The sequence below is a fragment of the Halomonas sp. A020 genome, assembly GCF_027943625.1.
In the GTDB taxonomy this organism is placed as follows: domain Bacteria; phylum Pseudomonadota; class Gammaproteobacteria; order Pseudomonadales; family Halomonadaceae; genus Vreelandella; species Vreelandella piezotolerans.
Genome location: NZ_AP022850.1, coordinates 1698818 through 1711187, shown reverse-complemented (window position 1 = coordinate 1711187; position 12370 = coordinate 1698818). Strand labels below are relative to the sequence as shown.

Annotated in this window: 13 protein-coding genes; 2 read left to right on the top strand and 11 right to left on the bottom strand. The window is 59.7% G+C overall.

The features are described from left to right. Window positions 1-5: 5 nt before the first annotated feature. The 9 genes from thrC to ffh form a co-directional block, all read right to left on the bottom strand. On the bottom strand, window positions 6-1394 hold the full coding sequence (gene thrC / locus FRH_RS08010; RefSeq protein ID WP_139528279.1) for a threonine synthase: 1389 nt from the start codon (window positions 1392-1394) through the stop codon (window positions 6-8). A 3-nt stretch (window positions 1395-1397) separates the two neighbouring features. After that, a complete protein-coding gene (locus tag FRH_RS08005; RefSeq protein WP_139528408.1) occupies window positions 1398-2714 on the bottom strand; it encodes a homoserine dehydrogenase in 1317 nt (438 codons plus the stop codon). Between the two features lie 85 nt (window positions 2715-2799). After that, window positions 2800-3546, bottom strand: coding sequence for a DsbC family protein (locus FRH_RS08000; RefSeq protein ID WP_244992981.1), 747 nt, complete (start codon window positions 3544-3546; stop codon window positions 2800-2802). 19 nt (window positions 3547-3565) lie between these two features. Next, entirely contained in the window at window positions 3566-4447 is an 882-nt protein-coding gene (gene xerD / locus FRH_RS07995) for a site-specific tyrosine recombinase XerD (protein WP_139528277.1), read from the bottom strand. A 104-nt stretch (window positions 4448-4551) separates the two neighbouring features. After that, window positions 4552-4908, bottom strand: a complete 357-nt coding sequence (gene rplS / locus FRH_RS07990) for a 50S ribosomal protein L19 (protein ID WP_054640811.1) — start codon at window positions 4906-4908, stop codon at window positions 4552-4554. Window positions 4909-5055: 147 nt separating this feature from the next. Beyond that, the gene (gene trmD, locus FRH_RS07985) at window positions 5056-5832 is read right to left on the bottom strand and encodes a tRNA (guanosine(37)-N1)-methyltransferase TrmD (RefSeq protein WP_139528407.1); all 777 of its coding nucleotides are present in this window, start codon (window positions 5830-5832) and stop codon (window positions 5056-5058) included. Window positions 5833-5909: 77 nt separating this feature from the next. Then, window positions 5910-6455, bottom strand: a complete 546-nt coding sequence (gene rimM / locus FRH_RS07980) for a ribosome maturation factor RimM (protein WP_139528276.1) — start codon at window positions 6453-6455, stop codon at window positions 5910-5912. 51 nt (window positions 6456-6506) lie between these two features. Continuing rightward, the gene (rpsP, locus tag FRH_RS07975; protein WP_009098555.1) at window positions 6507-6755 is read right to left on the bottom strand and encodes a 30S ribosomal protein S16; all 249 of its coding nucleotides are present in this window, start codon (window positions 6753-6755) and stop codon (window positions 6507-6509) included. Window positions 6756-7050: 295 nt separating this feature from the next. Next, a complete protein-coding gene (gene ffh, locus FRH_RS07970) occupies window positions 7051-8463 on the bottom strand; it encodes a signal recognition particle protein (protein ID WP_139528275.1) in 1413 nt (470 codons plus the stop codon). A gap of 267 nt (window positions 8464-8730) precedes the next feature. Between ffh and ccsA the strand changes: the two genes are divergently transcribed. Continuing rightward, window positions 8731-9528: a cytochrome c biogenesis protein CcsA gene (gene ccsA, locus FRH_RS07965; RefSeq protein WP_139528274.1), complete on the top strand. Its 798-nt coding sequence runs from the start codon at window positions 8731-8733 to the stop codon at window positions 9526-9528. Between the two features lie 101 nt (window positions 9529-9629). Beyond that, the gene (locus tag FRH_RS07960) at window positions 9630-10904 is read left to right on the top strand and encodes an HlyC/CorC family transporter (RefSeq protein ID WP_139528273.1); all 1275 of its coding nucleotides are present in this window, start codon (window positions 9630-9632) and stop codon (window positions 10902-10904) included. Here the strand turns inward: FRH_RS07960 and FRH_RS07955 are convergent. Both FRH_RS07955 and FRH_RS07950 read right to left on the bottom strand, forming a co-directional pair. After that, complete coding sequence (locus FRH_RS07955; protein WP_139528272.1) at window positions 10901-11581, bottom strand: 1-acyl-sn-glycerol-3-phosphate acyltransferase; 681 nt, start codon at window positions 11579-11581, stop codon at window positions 10901-10903. The genes FRH_RS07960 and FRH_RS07955 overlap by 4 nt on opposite strands. Continuing rightward, window positions 11578-12192 carry a TetR-like C-terminal domain-containing protein gene (locus tag FRH_RS07950; protein ID WP_139528271.1) on the bottom strand — a complete coding sequence of 205 codons (615 nt, stop codon included), beginning with the start codon at window positions 12190-12192 and terminating at the stop codon, window positions 11578-11580. Before FRH_RS07950 ends, FRH_RS07955 begins: the two co-directional genes overlap by 4 nt. Window positions 12193-12370: the final 178 nt, after the last annotated feature.

Below are 12370 nucleotides of genomic sequence, written 5' to 3'. Positions count from 1 at the left end.
TCACCTCAGCGGCGGTTGTCAGCAACGAACTGCTGGACCGCGCTCAATTCGGCGGGCAACACCGTGTAGCGCTCTTCGCGCTCCAGCAGGTCGTCCATGTGGGTCGGCAGCGGTACGCCCTGGAAGCCCGCTTTCACCACGGCTTCGGCGAACTTTGCCGGGTGCGCGGTAGCCAGGGTGATCATCGGTGTGGTGGTATCCACACGCGCCCGCTCGGCCGCGCGGTAGCCAGTGGCCGTGTGCGGGTCGAGAATTTCCCCGGTGCGATGATGCGCTTCTCGAATCACTTCCAGGATCGTCTCGTCATCGACGCTGTAGCTCGCGAACTTCTCGCGCAGCTTGGCCAGCGGCGCATCGGCAAGCGCGGTGGGCGCTTGCTGGAAGCGCTCCAGCAGCGCGGCCACGGCGGCCCCGTCGCGGTCGTAGGCATCGAACAGTAGGCGCTCGAAATTGGACGACACGACGATATCCATGGAAGGCGCCAGCGTGGCTGCCAGCTCTTTCTTGGAGAAGTCGTTGGCCGCGAGCGTGCGGTGCAGAATGTCGTTGGCGTTGGTGGCGATGATGAACTGCTTCACCGGCAGGCCCATCTTGTAAGCCATATAGCCTGCAAAGACGTTGCCGAAGTTGGCCGAGGGCACGCAGAAGCTCACTTCCCGCTGGGGCGCACCCAACGCCACGCCAGCGGCCACGTAGTAGACGATCTGGGCCATGATGCGCGCCCAGTTGATCGAGTTCACCGCCACGAGCCGCGTGCCGTTCAAGAAGTCTTGGTTGGCAAAGCTGGCCTTGACCATCGCCTGGGCGTCGTCGAAGTTGCCCTCAATGGCGATGTTGAAGACGTTGTCGGCAAGCACCGAGGTCATCTGGCGACGCTGCACTTCGGAGACGCGGTTGTGGGGGTGCAGAATGAAAATATCGAGGTTGTCGCAGTGGCGGCAGCCTTCGATGGCCGCCGAGCCGGTATCCCCGGACGTGGCCCCCATGATCACCGCGCGCTCACCGCGCTTTTTCAGAAAGTGGTCCAGCAGTCGTCCCAGCAGTTGCAGCGCCACGTCCTTGAAGGCTAGTGTCGGGCCGTGAAACTGCTCCAGCAGGAAGTGGCTGGCATCCAGCTGCTTCAACGGCACCACCGCGTCGTGGTTGAACGTGGCATACGCCTCGGTCACCAGACGGCGGAAGGTCTCGTCATCGATCTCACCGTTGACGAACGGCTTCATCACCCGAAAGGCGATCTCGGCGTAGGAGAGCCCGGCCATGCTGGCCAGCTCCTCTTTGGAGAATTCGGGCAGCGTTTCCGGAACGTAAAGACCGCCGTCGCTAGCCATGCCGGTGAGCACTACCTCTTCGAAAGAGAGCGCGGGCGCTTGCCCACGCGTGCTGATATAGCGCATCGGTTACTCTCCCTCGTCCAGGCTTTCCACGCGAATTCGCGTGACGGGGCCTGCAATATCCGCCATGGCTTCGATCTCACGGATCGCTTCGTTCATCTGCTTCTCTTTGGTGCGATGCGTCAGCAGGATGATCGGCACCAGTTCGCCTTCGGTGGCCTCTTTTTGAATCAGTGCCTCGATGGAGATGCCCTGCTCGGCCAAAATCGTGGCCACGCGGGCCAGCACGCCAGGACGGTCCACCGCTAGCAGGCGCAGATAGTACGCCGTGGTGATCTCTTCCATCGGCATGATCGGCAGCTGACTAACGTCTTCGTCGATGCCGCTAAACGCCAGATAAGGCACGCGGTAGTGGTGGTCGGTGGCAATGTCCCGGGCCACGTCCAGCAGATCGGCGACCACGGCTGACGCCGTAGGCTCGGCACCGGCACCCGCGCCGTAATAGAGCGTGGGACCAACCGCATCGCCCATCACCGCAATGGCGTTTTTCACGCCGTGTACATTGGCGAGCAGACGCTCTTTGGGAATCAGCGTGGGGTGAACACGCAGCTCTAACCCTTGATCGGTGCGCTTGGAGATCCCCAGATGCTTGATGACGTAGCCGAGGTTGTCGGCCTGCTCCACGTCCTCGGCGGTGATGCGGGAGATCCCTTCGGTGAAGGCTTTTTCGAACTGCAGCGGCACGCCGTAGGCAATGGAGGCCAGGATGGTCAGCTTGTGCGCCGCATCGATGCCTTCCACATCGAACGTCGGGTCGGCTTCGGCATAGCCCAGCGCCTGGGCTTCGGCCAACACGTCTTCGAAGGCACGGCCTTCGTCGCGCATGTGGGTCAAAATGAAGTTGCCGGTGCCGTTGATGATACCGGCCACCCACTCGATACGGTTGGCCCCCAGACCTTCACGCAGCGACTTGATGACCGGAATGCCGCCCGCCACGGCGGCTTCGAAGGCGACGATCACGCCCTTTTCATGGGCGGCACGGAAAATTTCGTTACCGTGGACGGCGATCAGCGCCTTATTGGCGGTGACCACGTGTTTGCCGTTGGCAATCGCGGTGAGCACCAGTTCACGGGCGATATCGTAGCCGCCAATCAGCTCGACCAGTACGTCCACATCGGGGTTGTTAGCGACTTCGAACACGTCGGTCGTCGCTTTGATGCCGGTAATGTCGCAGTCGGGATGAATACTGCGGTGGGCTACCTGCTCGATCACAATCGGGCGGCCTGCACGGCGGCTGATATCGTCCGCGTTGCGCGTCAATACGTTGAAGGTGCCACCACCGACAGTACCTAACCCACAAATGCCTACTCTTACCGGTTTCAAAATACGTCCCCTTTCATGTTGGGCACCCGCAGGTGCCGCTTCTTGAATCAGTGTCTCAGCGTGTGCGTTCGTCACTCATGTGACGTTATTCGTCTTCCAAGCCTAACATGGCCACGAGCCGCTCGGGGGGCACGAAGCCAGGCACCATTTGCCCATCGGGCAGGATGATCGCGGGCGTGCCTTGCACCCCTAGCGCTTGCCCCAGCGCGTATTGATCGGCCACCGGATTGTCGCAGCTGGCCGAAGCGGCGATCGTCTGGCCCTCTTTGGCCCGATTCATCGCTTCGCTACGGTTGTCGGAGCACCATACCTGCTGCAAGGTCTCGGCGGCACCGCTGCCCATCCCGGCCCGCGGGAAGGCGAGATAGTGTACCGCAATTCCCCGCTCGTTGAGCTCGGGAATGGTCTCATGAAGGCGCTCGCAGTAGGGGCAGGTAGGGTCGGTAAATACCACCACCGTGGCCTTGGGCTCATCGATGGCTCTAAACACGACGCGCTCGCTCTCGGGAATCGCCGCTAGCGCCGCTGCGCGCTCTTGGTTGCGAGCCTGCTCGGTCAGATTCACCAGCCCATTATCCCCGTTTTGATAAAGGTCCCCTACCAAAAAATGACTACCGTCTGCATTGGCGTAAAACGACTCACCACTCTCCAGGCGTACATGGTAGATCCCTTCCATCGGCGTGGCGCTCACCTGCTCTACCGGCATTGGCTGGCCGTTCACCTGCAAGCTGTCAGCCAAGCGTTCGGCCACGTCATCGGCGAAGGCAGCCGCAGGGATTAAACTACTCGCCAGCACCAGCCAGGGAACACAGGATTTCGCAACGGTCGGCATACGTAGGTGCATTCTTTGATTAACCTCGCGGATGGTGTTCAGCATGCAGTTGCTCCAGGCGCGCCTGGGCAACATGGGTATAAATTTGCGTGGTGGACAGGTCGCTATGACCCAACAGCAACTGTACGACCCGCAAATTCGCCCCATGATTCAATAAATGGGTCGCAAAGGCGTGGCGCAGCGTGTGAGGAGAAAGCGGCCGAGCAATGCCCGCCGTGATGGCATGGGCTTTGATACGATGCCAAAACGTTTGCCGCGTCATGGCCTTATCGCCTCGACCAGGGAACAGCGCCGGGCGTGTGGGGTCTTGCATCAGCGTTGGCCGCGCCGTTTCGATATAGTGCGCCAGCCAAGCAGCGGCCTCGTCCCCCATGGGCACCAGGCGATCTTTATCGCCTTTACCGCGTACCCGCACCACGCCTTGGCGCAGGTTGATCGCGTCGCCGGTCAGCCCGACCAGCTCCGACACTCGTAGCCCGCAGGCGTAAAGCAGCTCCAGCATGGTGCGATCACGCACACCCAGCGGCGTGCCCACATCCGGGGCCAGCAACAAACGCTCGACCTCGTCTTCTTCCAACGTATCGGGCAGGCTGGGGCGCACTTTGGGGAGCGACACGTTGGCCAGCGGGTCGCTGTCGATATGTCCATACAGTCGTGCCCAGCGATAAAAACTGCGTAGCGACGACAACATCCGTGCATTGCTGCGCAGCTGGTATCCCTGCTCGCGGCGCTGCTCCATCCAAGCGCCAAACCGCGCGGGGGACGCCGTGAGCAACGTTTCATCATCGCGCTCGAGCTGCTCTTGCCAAGCGGTCAAATCACGACGGTAGGCCGCTAGCGTATGGTCGCTGGCGCCCTGCTCTAACCACAGAGCATCCAGATACGCATCGATCACGCTCATCGGCTAACGGTCTCATTGCAAAGCCATAAACAAAAACCCCGCCCCGCAAAGCGGTGACGGGGTTTTCCGTATCCGAGCGCCAAGCGCTCGAGAAAAAGTGGCGATTAAGCCAGCTTTTCCTTGATACGCGCCGACTTACCGCTACGCTCACGCAGGTAGTACAGCTTGGCTTGACGAACGTCACCGCGACGCTTGACTTCGATGGAGTCTACCAGCGGGCTGTAGGTCTGGAAGGTACGCTCGACGCCAACACCGTGGGAGATTTTACGCACGGTGAAAGCGGAGTTCAGGCCACGGTTACGCTTACCGATGACCACACCTTCAAACGCCTGCAGACGCTCACGAGTGCCTTCTTTTACTTTAACTTGAACGACGATGGTGTCGCCCGGTGCAAAAGCAGGAATCTCTTTGCTCATTTGCTCGGCTTCGATCGCCTGGATCACCTTGTTCTTGCTGCTCATCTTCATACTCCTAAATAACGTAATGGCTTGCCACGCAGTCGTGGAAGGGGCAAACCGTGATCCCGGCGCTCGAAGCGAGCTACGCGGGAGTCGTTATGGGTGACGCAGGTACGCACGGCTGTCGTCGTCCTGCACCGCCGCTTTGTGCTACGGGCGGACAACCGCCGTAGAGGACAAAGCGTATTCCTCGATAAACTCGTCTAGCAGCGTTTGCTGCTCGGCGTTAAGAGTACGTCCTGCCAACAGATCAGGACGACGCTGCCAGGTACGCCCCAGCGACTGCTTCAACCGCCAGCGCTTGATGGCTGCATGATTTCCGCTAAGCAGCACGTCAGGCACTCGGCGCCCGTCAATCACTTCAGGACGGGTATAGTGCGGGCAGTCTAACAAACCGTCGTTAAACGAGTCTTCGATAGCGGAATCCTGGTGGCCCAGCACGCCGGGTACCAGCCTTGCCGCTGCGTCGATCAGCACCATCGCGGGCAGCTCGCCGCCGCTCAGCACATAGTCGCCAATCGACCACTCTTCATCGATGTCACTCTCCACCACACGCTCGTCGATACCTTCGTAGCGCCCGGCGACCACGACCAGCGGGCCTGCCGACGCGAGCGTTTGAACGCCCTGCTGATCCAACCGACGCCCTTGGGGCGACAGGTAGATCACCGTTGGCGTCAGGCCGGTGGCCTGCTCGGCACGTTGGCGCGCATCAAAGATAGCCGCTCGGAGCGTATCTACCTTCATCAGCATGCCTGGGCCGCCGCCATAGGGGCGATCGTCCACGCTGCGGTGGCGGTCGGTGGCGTAATCACGCGGATTCCAAAACTCAAGGGCAATGCGCTGCTTCTCTACCGCTCGACCGATCACACCTTGCTGGGTTATCGCATCGAACATGTCGGGAAACAGCGATACCACGCCAATCCACATCGCCGGTACGTCTGTCGCGTCCTCTTCGAGCACCGCTGGATCGTCCGCTGGCCGTTCGTTCAAAGCGTCTTGGCTCATCAGAACTCAGGATCCCAGTCGACCACCATACGGCCATCTTCCAGGTCGATCTCAACGATCACATCATCGGGCAAAAAGGGTAACAGCCGCTCGCGCTTGTCGATTGCGTCGTTATCACCGCGTACCACCATGACATCGTTCGCGCCGGTCTCGAACAGGTAGCTGACCTGCCCTAACCGTTCGCCTGACCGAGTGAAGACGGTAAGGCCTTCGAGCTCATGCCAGTAATACTCGTCGTCGGTAAGCTCGGGCAGCGCCTCTTTGGGCATCAGGATGTCCGCTTGGGCCAACCCTTCGGCGGCCGTTCGGTCATCCACGCCTTTCAGCTGCACGACAAGCCCTTTGCCTTGCCGACTCCCCTGCAAGACGGTCATGCGCGTGAGGGTTTCCCCTTGGCGCACCCACCATTCGGGGTACTCTAGAATGCTGTCCATGGGATTGGTATAGGAGTACACCTTCAGCCACCCTTTGATCCCGTGAGGGCTGGTGAGCTTACCAAGCACCACATGCGTGTCGTCAGTATGGCCAGTATTGAAACGCGTCATCGACGACCACTCCCGCTACAACAGCATCGATTGCTACAGCGTGCGACAGGCTTACGCCTGTTTGCGCGCTTCCTTGACCAGCTCGGCAACACGACCAGACAGCTGGGCGCCTTGGCTCTGCCAGTGAGTGACGCGATCCAGATCGACGCGCAGACGTTCTTCTTGACCACGGGCGACCGGGTTGAAGAAGCCGATACGCTCGATGAAACGGCCGTCACGGGCGTTACGAGAGTCGGTCACGGTCAGGTGATAAAAGGGACGCTTTTTGGCGCCACCACGTGCCAAACGAATGGTAACCATACGATAACTATCCTTCGGTTGAGGTTACGCGAGTGGGACATAGCGCAAGCCGCTATCAGAACACTCGTCATACTGTTTTCTTGGCGCACCGCCTGCTTATCAAAGCGTTGGCGAGACTCCATCAGGACCTTCACTGGGCAGTGTCGGAGACCACGCTAACGCGCATTTTCCCAACACCCACGCATGAAGAGGCCGCATTCTACGCAAATGCGCCCGGCTTGGAAAGCCTGATAGCCAGAAAACTCACAGGCCGTCAACCATGCCGAACGCGCTCAAGCGCACTCTCCAGGCGGTACTAGCGCCAGGGCAAGCCGCCAGGGCCACCCATCCCCCCCATGCCGCCGGGGCCACCCGGACCACCACCGCCGCCCATCATGCCCGACATACCGCGCATCATTTTCTGCATGCCGCCTTTCTTGCCCGCTTTCTTCATCATCTTCTGCATCTGCTTATGCTGCTTGAGCAGGCGATTTAGATCGGGGACCTGAAGGCCTGCGCCAGCAGCAATACGCCGTTTGCGAGAGCCGTTGATGATATCGGGCTTGCGGCGTTCGTGGGGCGTCATGGAGTTGATCAGCGCCTCCAGCTTGCCCAGCTCTTTTTCAGGACCAGGGCCTTGCGCCAGCTCGGCCATTTGTCCCATGCCGGGCAACTTGCCTAGCAAACCGCCCATGCCGCCCATTTTCTTGAGCTGCTGGAGCTGGTCGCGAAAGTCTTCCAGGTCAAAGCCATCGCCTTTCTTGACCTTGCTGGCGAGCTTCGCGGCCTTGTCTTTATCGACGGTGCGTTCGGCCTCTTCGATCAGCGACAGCATGTCGCCCATACCCAGAATGCGCGACGCGACCCGGTCAGGATGGAAAGGCTCGAGGGCATCGACTTTCTCGCCCACACCCATGAATTTGATGGGCTTGCCGGTGATATGGCGCACCGAGAGCGCGGCACCGCCGCGCGCATCGCCATCCGCCTTGGTCAGTATGACACCGGTCAGCGGCAGCGCATCGTGGAAGGCTTTTGCGGTATTGACCGCATCCTGGCCGGTCATGGCGTCGACGACGAAGAGCGTTTCCTGGGGGGAGATCGCCTTATGCAGCGCCTGGATTTCCGCCATCATCGCTTCATCGATGGCCAGACGACCGGCGGTATCCACCAGCACCACGTCGTGGAACTGAATCTTGGCGTGTTTGATGGCCGCATTGGCGATATCGACCGGTTTTTGATCAGAGCGCGAGGGGAAGAAATCGACCTGCACCTCTTTCGCCAGCGTTTCGAGCTGGTCGATGGCCGCCGGGCGGTAGACGTCTGCCGATACCACCAATACCTTTTTCTTCTCGCGCTCACGCAGGTAGCGGGCCAGCTTGGCGACGGAGGTGGTTTTACCGGCCCCCTGCAAACCCGCCATCAGCACCACGGCAGGCGAGCCCTTCAGGCTCAAGCCTTCGTTGGCCTCGCCCATGATCGCTTCCAGCTCTTGCTGGACGATTTTGACGAACTGCTGGCCCGGCGAGAGGCTTTTCGACACCTCTTGGCCGACGGCGCGCTCGCGCACGCGCTCGATGAAGGCTTTGACGACCGGAAGCGCCACGTCGGCTTCCAGCAGCGCTTTGCGCACCTCGCGCAGAGTATCTTTAATATTGTCGTCGGTTAGCCGTGCTTGGCCTTTGATCGACTTCAGCGTCTGGGAAAGACGCTCACTCAGATTCTGAAACATGGGGCCTCTGCCTCCGTCGCTGTCGCCGGGCGTATTCACCGGACGAATGTGGCGGCAATTATACGCGCTCGCGGCTTGAGTCTCCATGGCCGTCAGCGTTGGCGCTCGACGGCTGTGCGACGCCGCTTTGATTGGTTATAGTAGGGTAGCCGTTCTAGAGGGAACGGAGAAAGCCTGAGGCGCGCTGGCAAGTCGCCCCTCAGCAAACGTTGTCGCCGATTTGGCCCTAATGTTCAACAACGCGCTGCAAGGCGCATGGATAGCATCATGCAGGCGCTCCCGTTCGCCACGATCGCTTTTGTACTCTATGTCGCCGCTGCCATCTGGCAGGGCATGACGCTGTTTCGCCGGGTGCCACCTCGCCAGGGGATGGTGCGCCTGCTGGGTGCACTCGGCCTACTGCTCCACATCCCCGTCGTCGTCAAACTAGTGGGTGCATCTCCGGGACTACTCCCCGGATTTACCACCAGCGCCACGCTACTGATGGCGGTGGCCGTCAACGTGGTGCTCGTCGCCAGCCTCTTCAAACCGGTACTGAATGCCGGTATTGCTCTCTTTCCGCTGGCCGGTATTGCGCTGATCGCGGCGACATGGCTACCCAGCCAGGGTAGCCATAGCGGCCTGACGCCGGGCATCTTGCTCCACGCGGTAAGCTCTGCACTGGCCTTTGCCGTGCTGGCCATTGCGGCAGTTCAGGCGGTGCTGGTGGGCTTGCAGAATCAGGCGCTGCGTCATCACCATATTCGCGGCATCGTTCAGTCGCTACCACCGCTGACCACCATGGAGCGCGTACTGTTCGAGCTGGTGTGGGCAGGCATCGTGCTGCTCACCCTATCGATCATCAGCGGGCTTATCTTCCTCGATAATCTTTTTGCCCAGCACTTGGTGCATAAAACGGTGCTATCGCTGGGCGCTTGGGTCATCTTTACTACGCTTTTAGTAGGGCGTTACCGGTTTGGCTGGCGTGGCATGCGCGCCGTACGCTGGACACTCGGCGGTTGTGCTCTACTGCTGCTGGCCTACTTTGGTAGTAAATTCGTGCTGGAAATTCTGCTTAACCGCTAAGCCTGCGGGCATTGCGGTCAAGCAGCCCTGGCGGCATGCTTGACACGCTACTGGCATCCTTCTACAAATCGAGCTTCATACGCCATAAAGGAACTTTCGACTTGAGCGACGACTTCCCCCTGGGGTTACTGTTCGGCCTGCTAGCCTTACTCATTTTGCTGTCTGCCTTCTTCTCAAGTTCTGAAACGGGCATGATGTCGATCAACCGCTACCGGCTTAGCCACCAGGCCAACAGCGGCGACCGCAGAGCCAAGCGTGTCATGCGCCTGCTCACCCGGCCCGATCGTCTCATTGGCGTCATCCTCATTGGCAATAACTTCGTCAACAACCTAGCCGCATCGATTGCCACCATCATCGCCATTCACTTTTTTGGCGATGTATCGGGCCCCGCCATCTCCACCGCGCTGTTGACCATCACTATTCTGATCTTTGCGGAAGTGACGCCCAAGACGTACGCAGCCATCAAGCCAGAGCGCATCGCCTACCCCACGTCCTTTGCGCTGGAACCGTTGCTCAAACTGCTCTACCCCTTGGTATGGCTGGTCAACGTAATGTCTAACGGCCTGCTACGCCTGGTGGGCGTCAAAAGCGTCGATAACGGCGGCGACAATCTTACCCGTGACGAGCTGCGCACCGTGGTGCACGAAGCGGGCACGCTAATCCCCTACCGCCACCGCGCCATGCTGCTATCGATTCTGGACCTCGAAAATGTGACGGTGAACGACATCATGGTGCCCCGCCACGAAGTGCTGGGTATCGATTTGGACGATTCGCTGGAAGACATTCTGACCCAGATCCGGACCAGCCAGCACACACGCCTACCGGTCTATAAGGGCGATATCAACAACATCATTGGCATGCTGCACCTGCGTAACGCTGCGCGCTTTTTATCCCGCAGCGAGGTGACTAAAGCCGCCATCGTTCAAGAAGCGCGGGAGCCCTACTTCATTCCCGAGTCCACACCACTGCATACCCAGCTGCTGAATTTTCAGAAGCAGAAGCGACGGATCGGTATCGTAGTGGATGAGTACGGCGATGTAGAGGGCCTGGTGACGCTGGAGGATATTCTCGAAGAGATCGTCGGCGAGTTCACCACCGACGTTTCCGAAGATGACGAAATTCATCAGCAGGACGACGGCAGCCATGTCATCGAAGGCACGGCGAATATCCGCGAGATCAATAAGATGCTTGGCTGGCAGCTACCCACCGACGGCCCCAAGACGCTGAACGGGCTGATTCTCGAACACTTGGAGGCGTTCCCAGAAGGCCCTGCCTGCCTGCAAATCGGCAATACACGGATGGAAATTCTGGAGATTCGCGACAACTTGATCACATCGGCACGTTGCTGGCAAAAACTACGCCTGCCCCGCCGTTAATCCGCCTGCTTCGACGGGCGCCGAGCGATGTCGCTGTCGCCCGCGGCTTTCAATGCTCTAACGCGCTGCTCCAAAAAACGCCTTAGCGCGACGCCTTCGACCTCATGGACGGCGATGGGTGGGCCAAAATGCAGGCTCACTGGCGCCCTAAAACGGGAGGGCCACTTTTTCAACGCCTTGCCGCCGTAGTGGGACGTCCACGACCCCCATAGTCCCGCCAGCCCGGCAGGAATCACCGGTACATTGTCACGCGCGAGGATGGTTTCGAGACCACGACGGAAGGTGTGAATCTCCCCATCGGGGGTCAAGCGCCCCTCTGGAAATACCATGACGATATCTCCCTGGCGCAGCGCCCTGCTCACCTCATCCAGGGTGCGCCGCAGCGCGCCGGGGCTGTGGCGCTCCGACTCAATCGGAATCGCCCCCACCAGTTGGAACCACCACTTCAGCCAGCGGGATTCAAAAATAGGCTGGTCCATCACGAAGCGCAGCGGGCGGGGGCTTCCACCGCCCAGCACCAGTGCATCCATGAAGCTCACATGGTTGCACACGACCAGCGCCGCCCCCTGCTTGGGAACATTGAATTGACCGTGTACAGATAGCCGATAACAGCCGCGCATGGCCAGGTAAATGACACGGCGTAATAAGCAACGGGTGGTCTTGATCCCCCATGTCACGTCGTGGCACCCCGGTGACGCAACCCAGCCAGCACCGTGCTCATGAGCTGCTCCAAGAGTTCATCGACCTTGAGTTGCTGACCCTGCCAATAGCCAAGCCGCTCATTCAAGCCAAGCTGCACCAAGCCATGTACACTGCCCCAGAGCGTGCGGCCTAGACGACGCGCTTCCAAGTCGTCTAGAACGGGTTGATACTGCTTTAACGAGGTTTCTACCTGCGTAAACAGCGCCTCGATGAGATCGCTCTGACGCTGGTCCAGCTCACCCTCCTGAGCCAGCGGATAGTCGAACAACAGCTGCCAGCGATAACAGTCCTGCTCGGCGAACCGCCAGTAAGCATGCGCCAGAGAACGCAGCCAGGGCTCGGGATCGTCTTCAGCCAAACTCGTGATGGTGTGCTGCAAACGTGCGAGGGTTTCTACGTTGACGTGCTGCAATAAATTGTTAAAGCTGCCGTAGAGTTTTAGCAGCGTACTGGGCGCGCAGCCCACCTCTCTGGCCAGAGCACGTAGTGATAAACCATGGACTGGCTGCTTAGCCAACCACTCATCACAAGCGTGCATGACCTGCGCGTGGAGGGCATCGGGCGCATGCTGTCTAGGACGGGCCATGGCGATCTCTTCAGGTCAGCGGCAAACAGGGAAGAATGCCTCCTCGCGCTTTAGCGTGAGCAAGGTATACGATAGGATACCTTACATCGAACACTGTTTTCGACACTAAAACGCGACATTTAACGTATTACGACTTCCCTTTGCCATTTTGCATCAGCGCCGCAGGCATCGCGCCCTA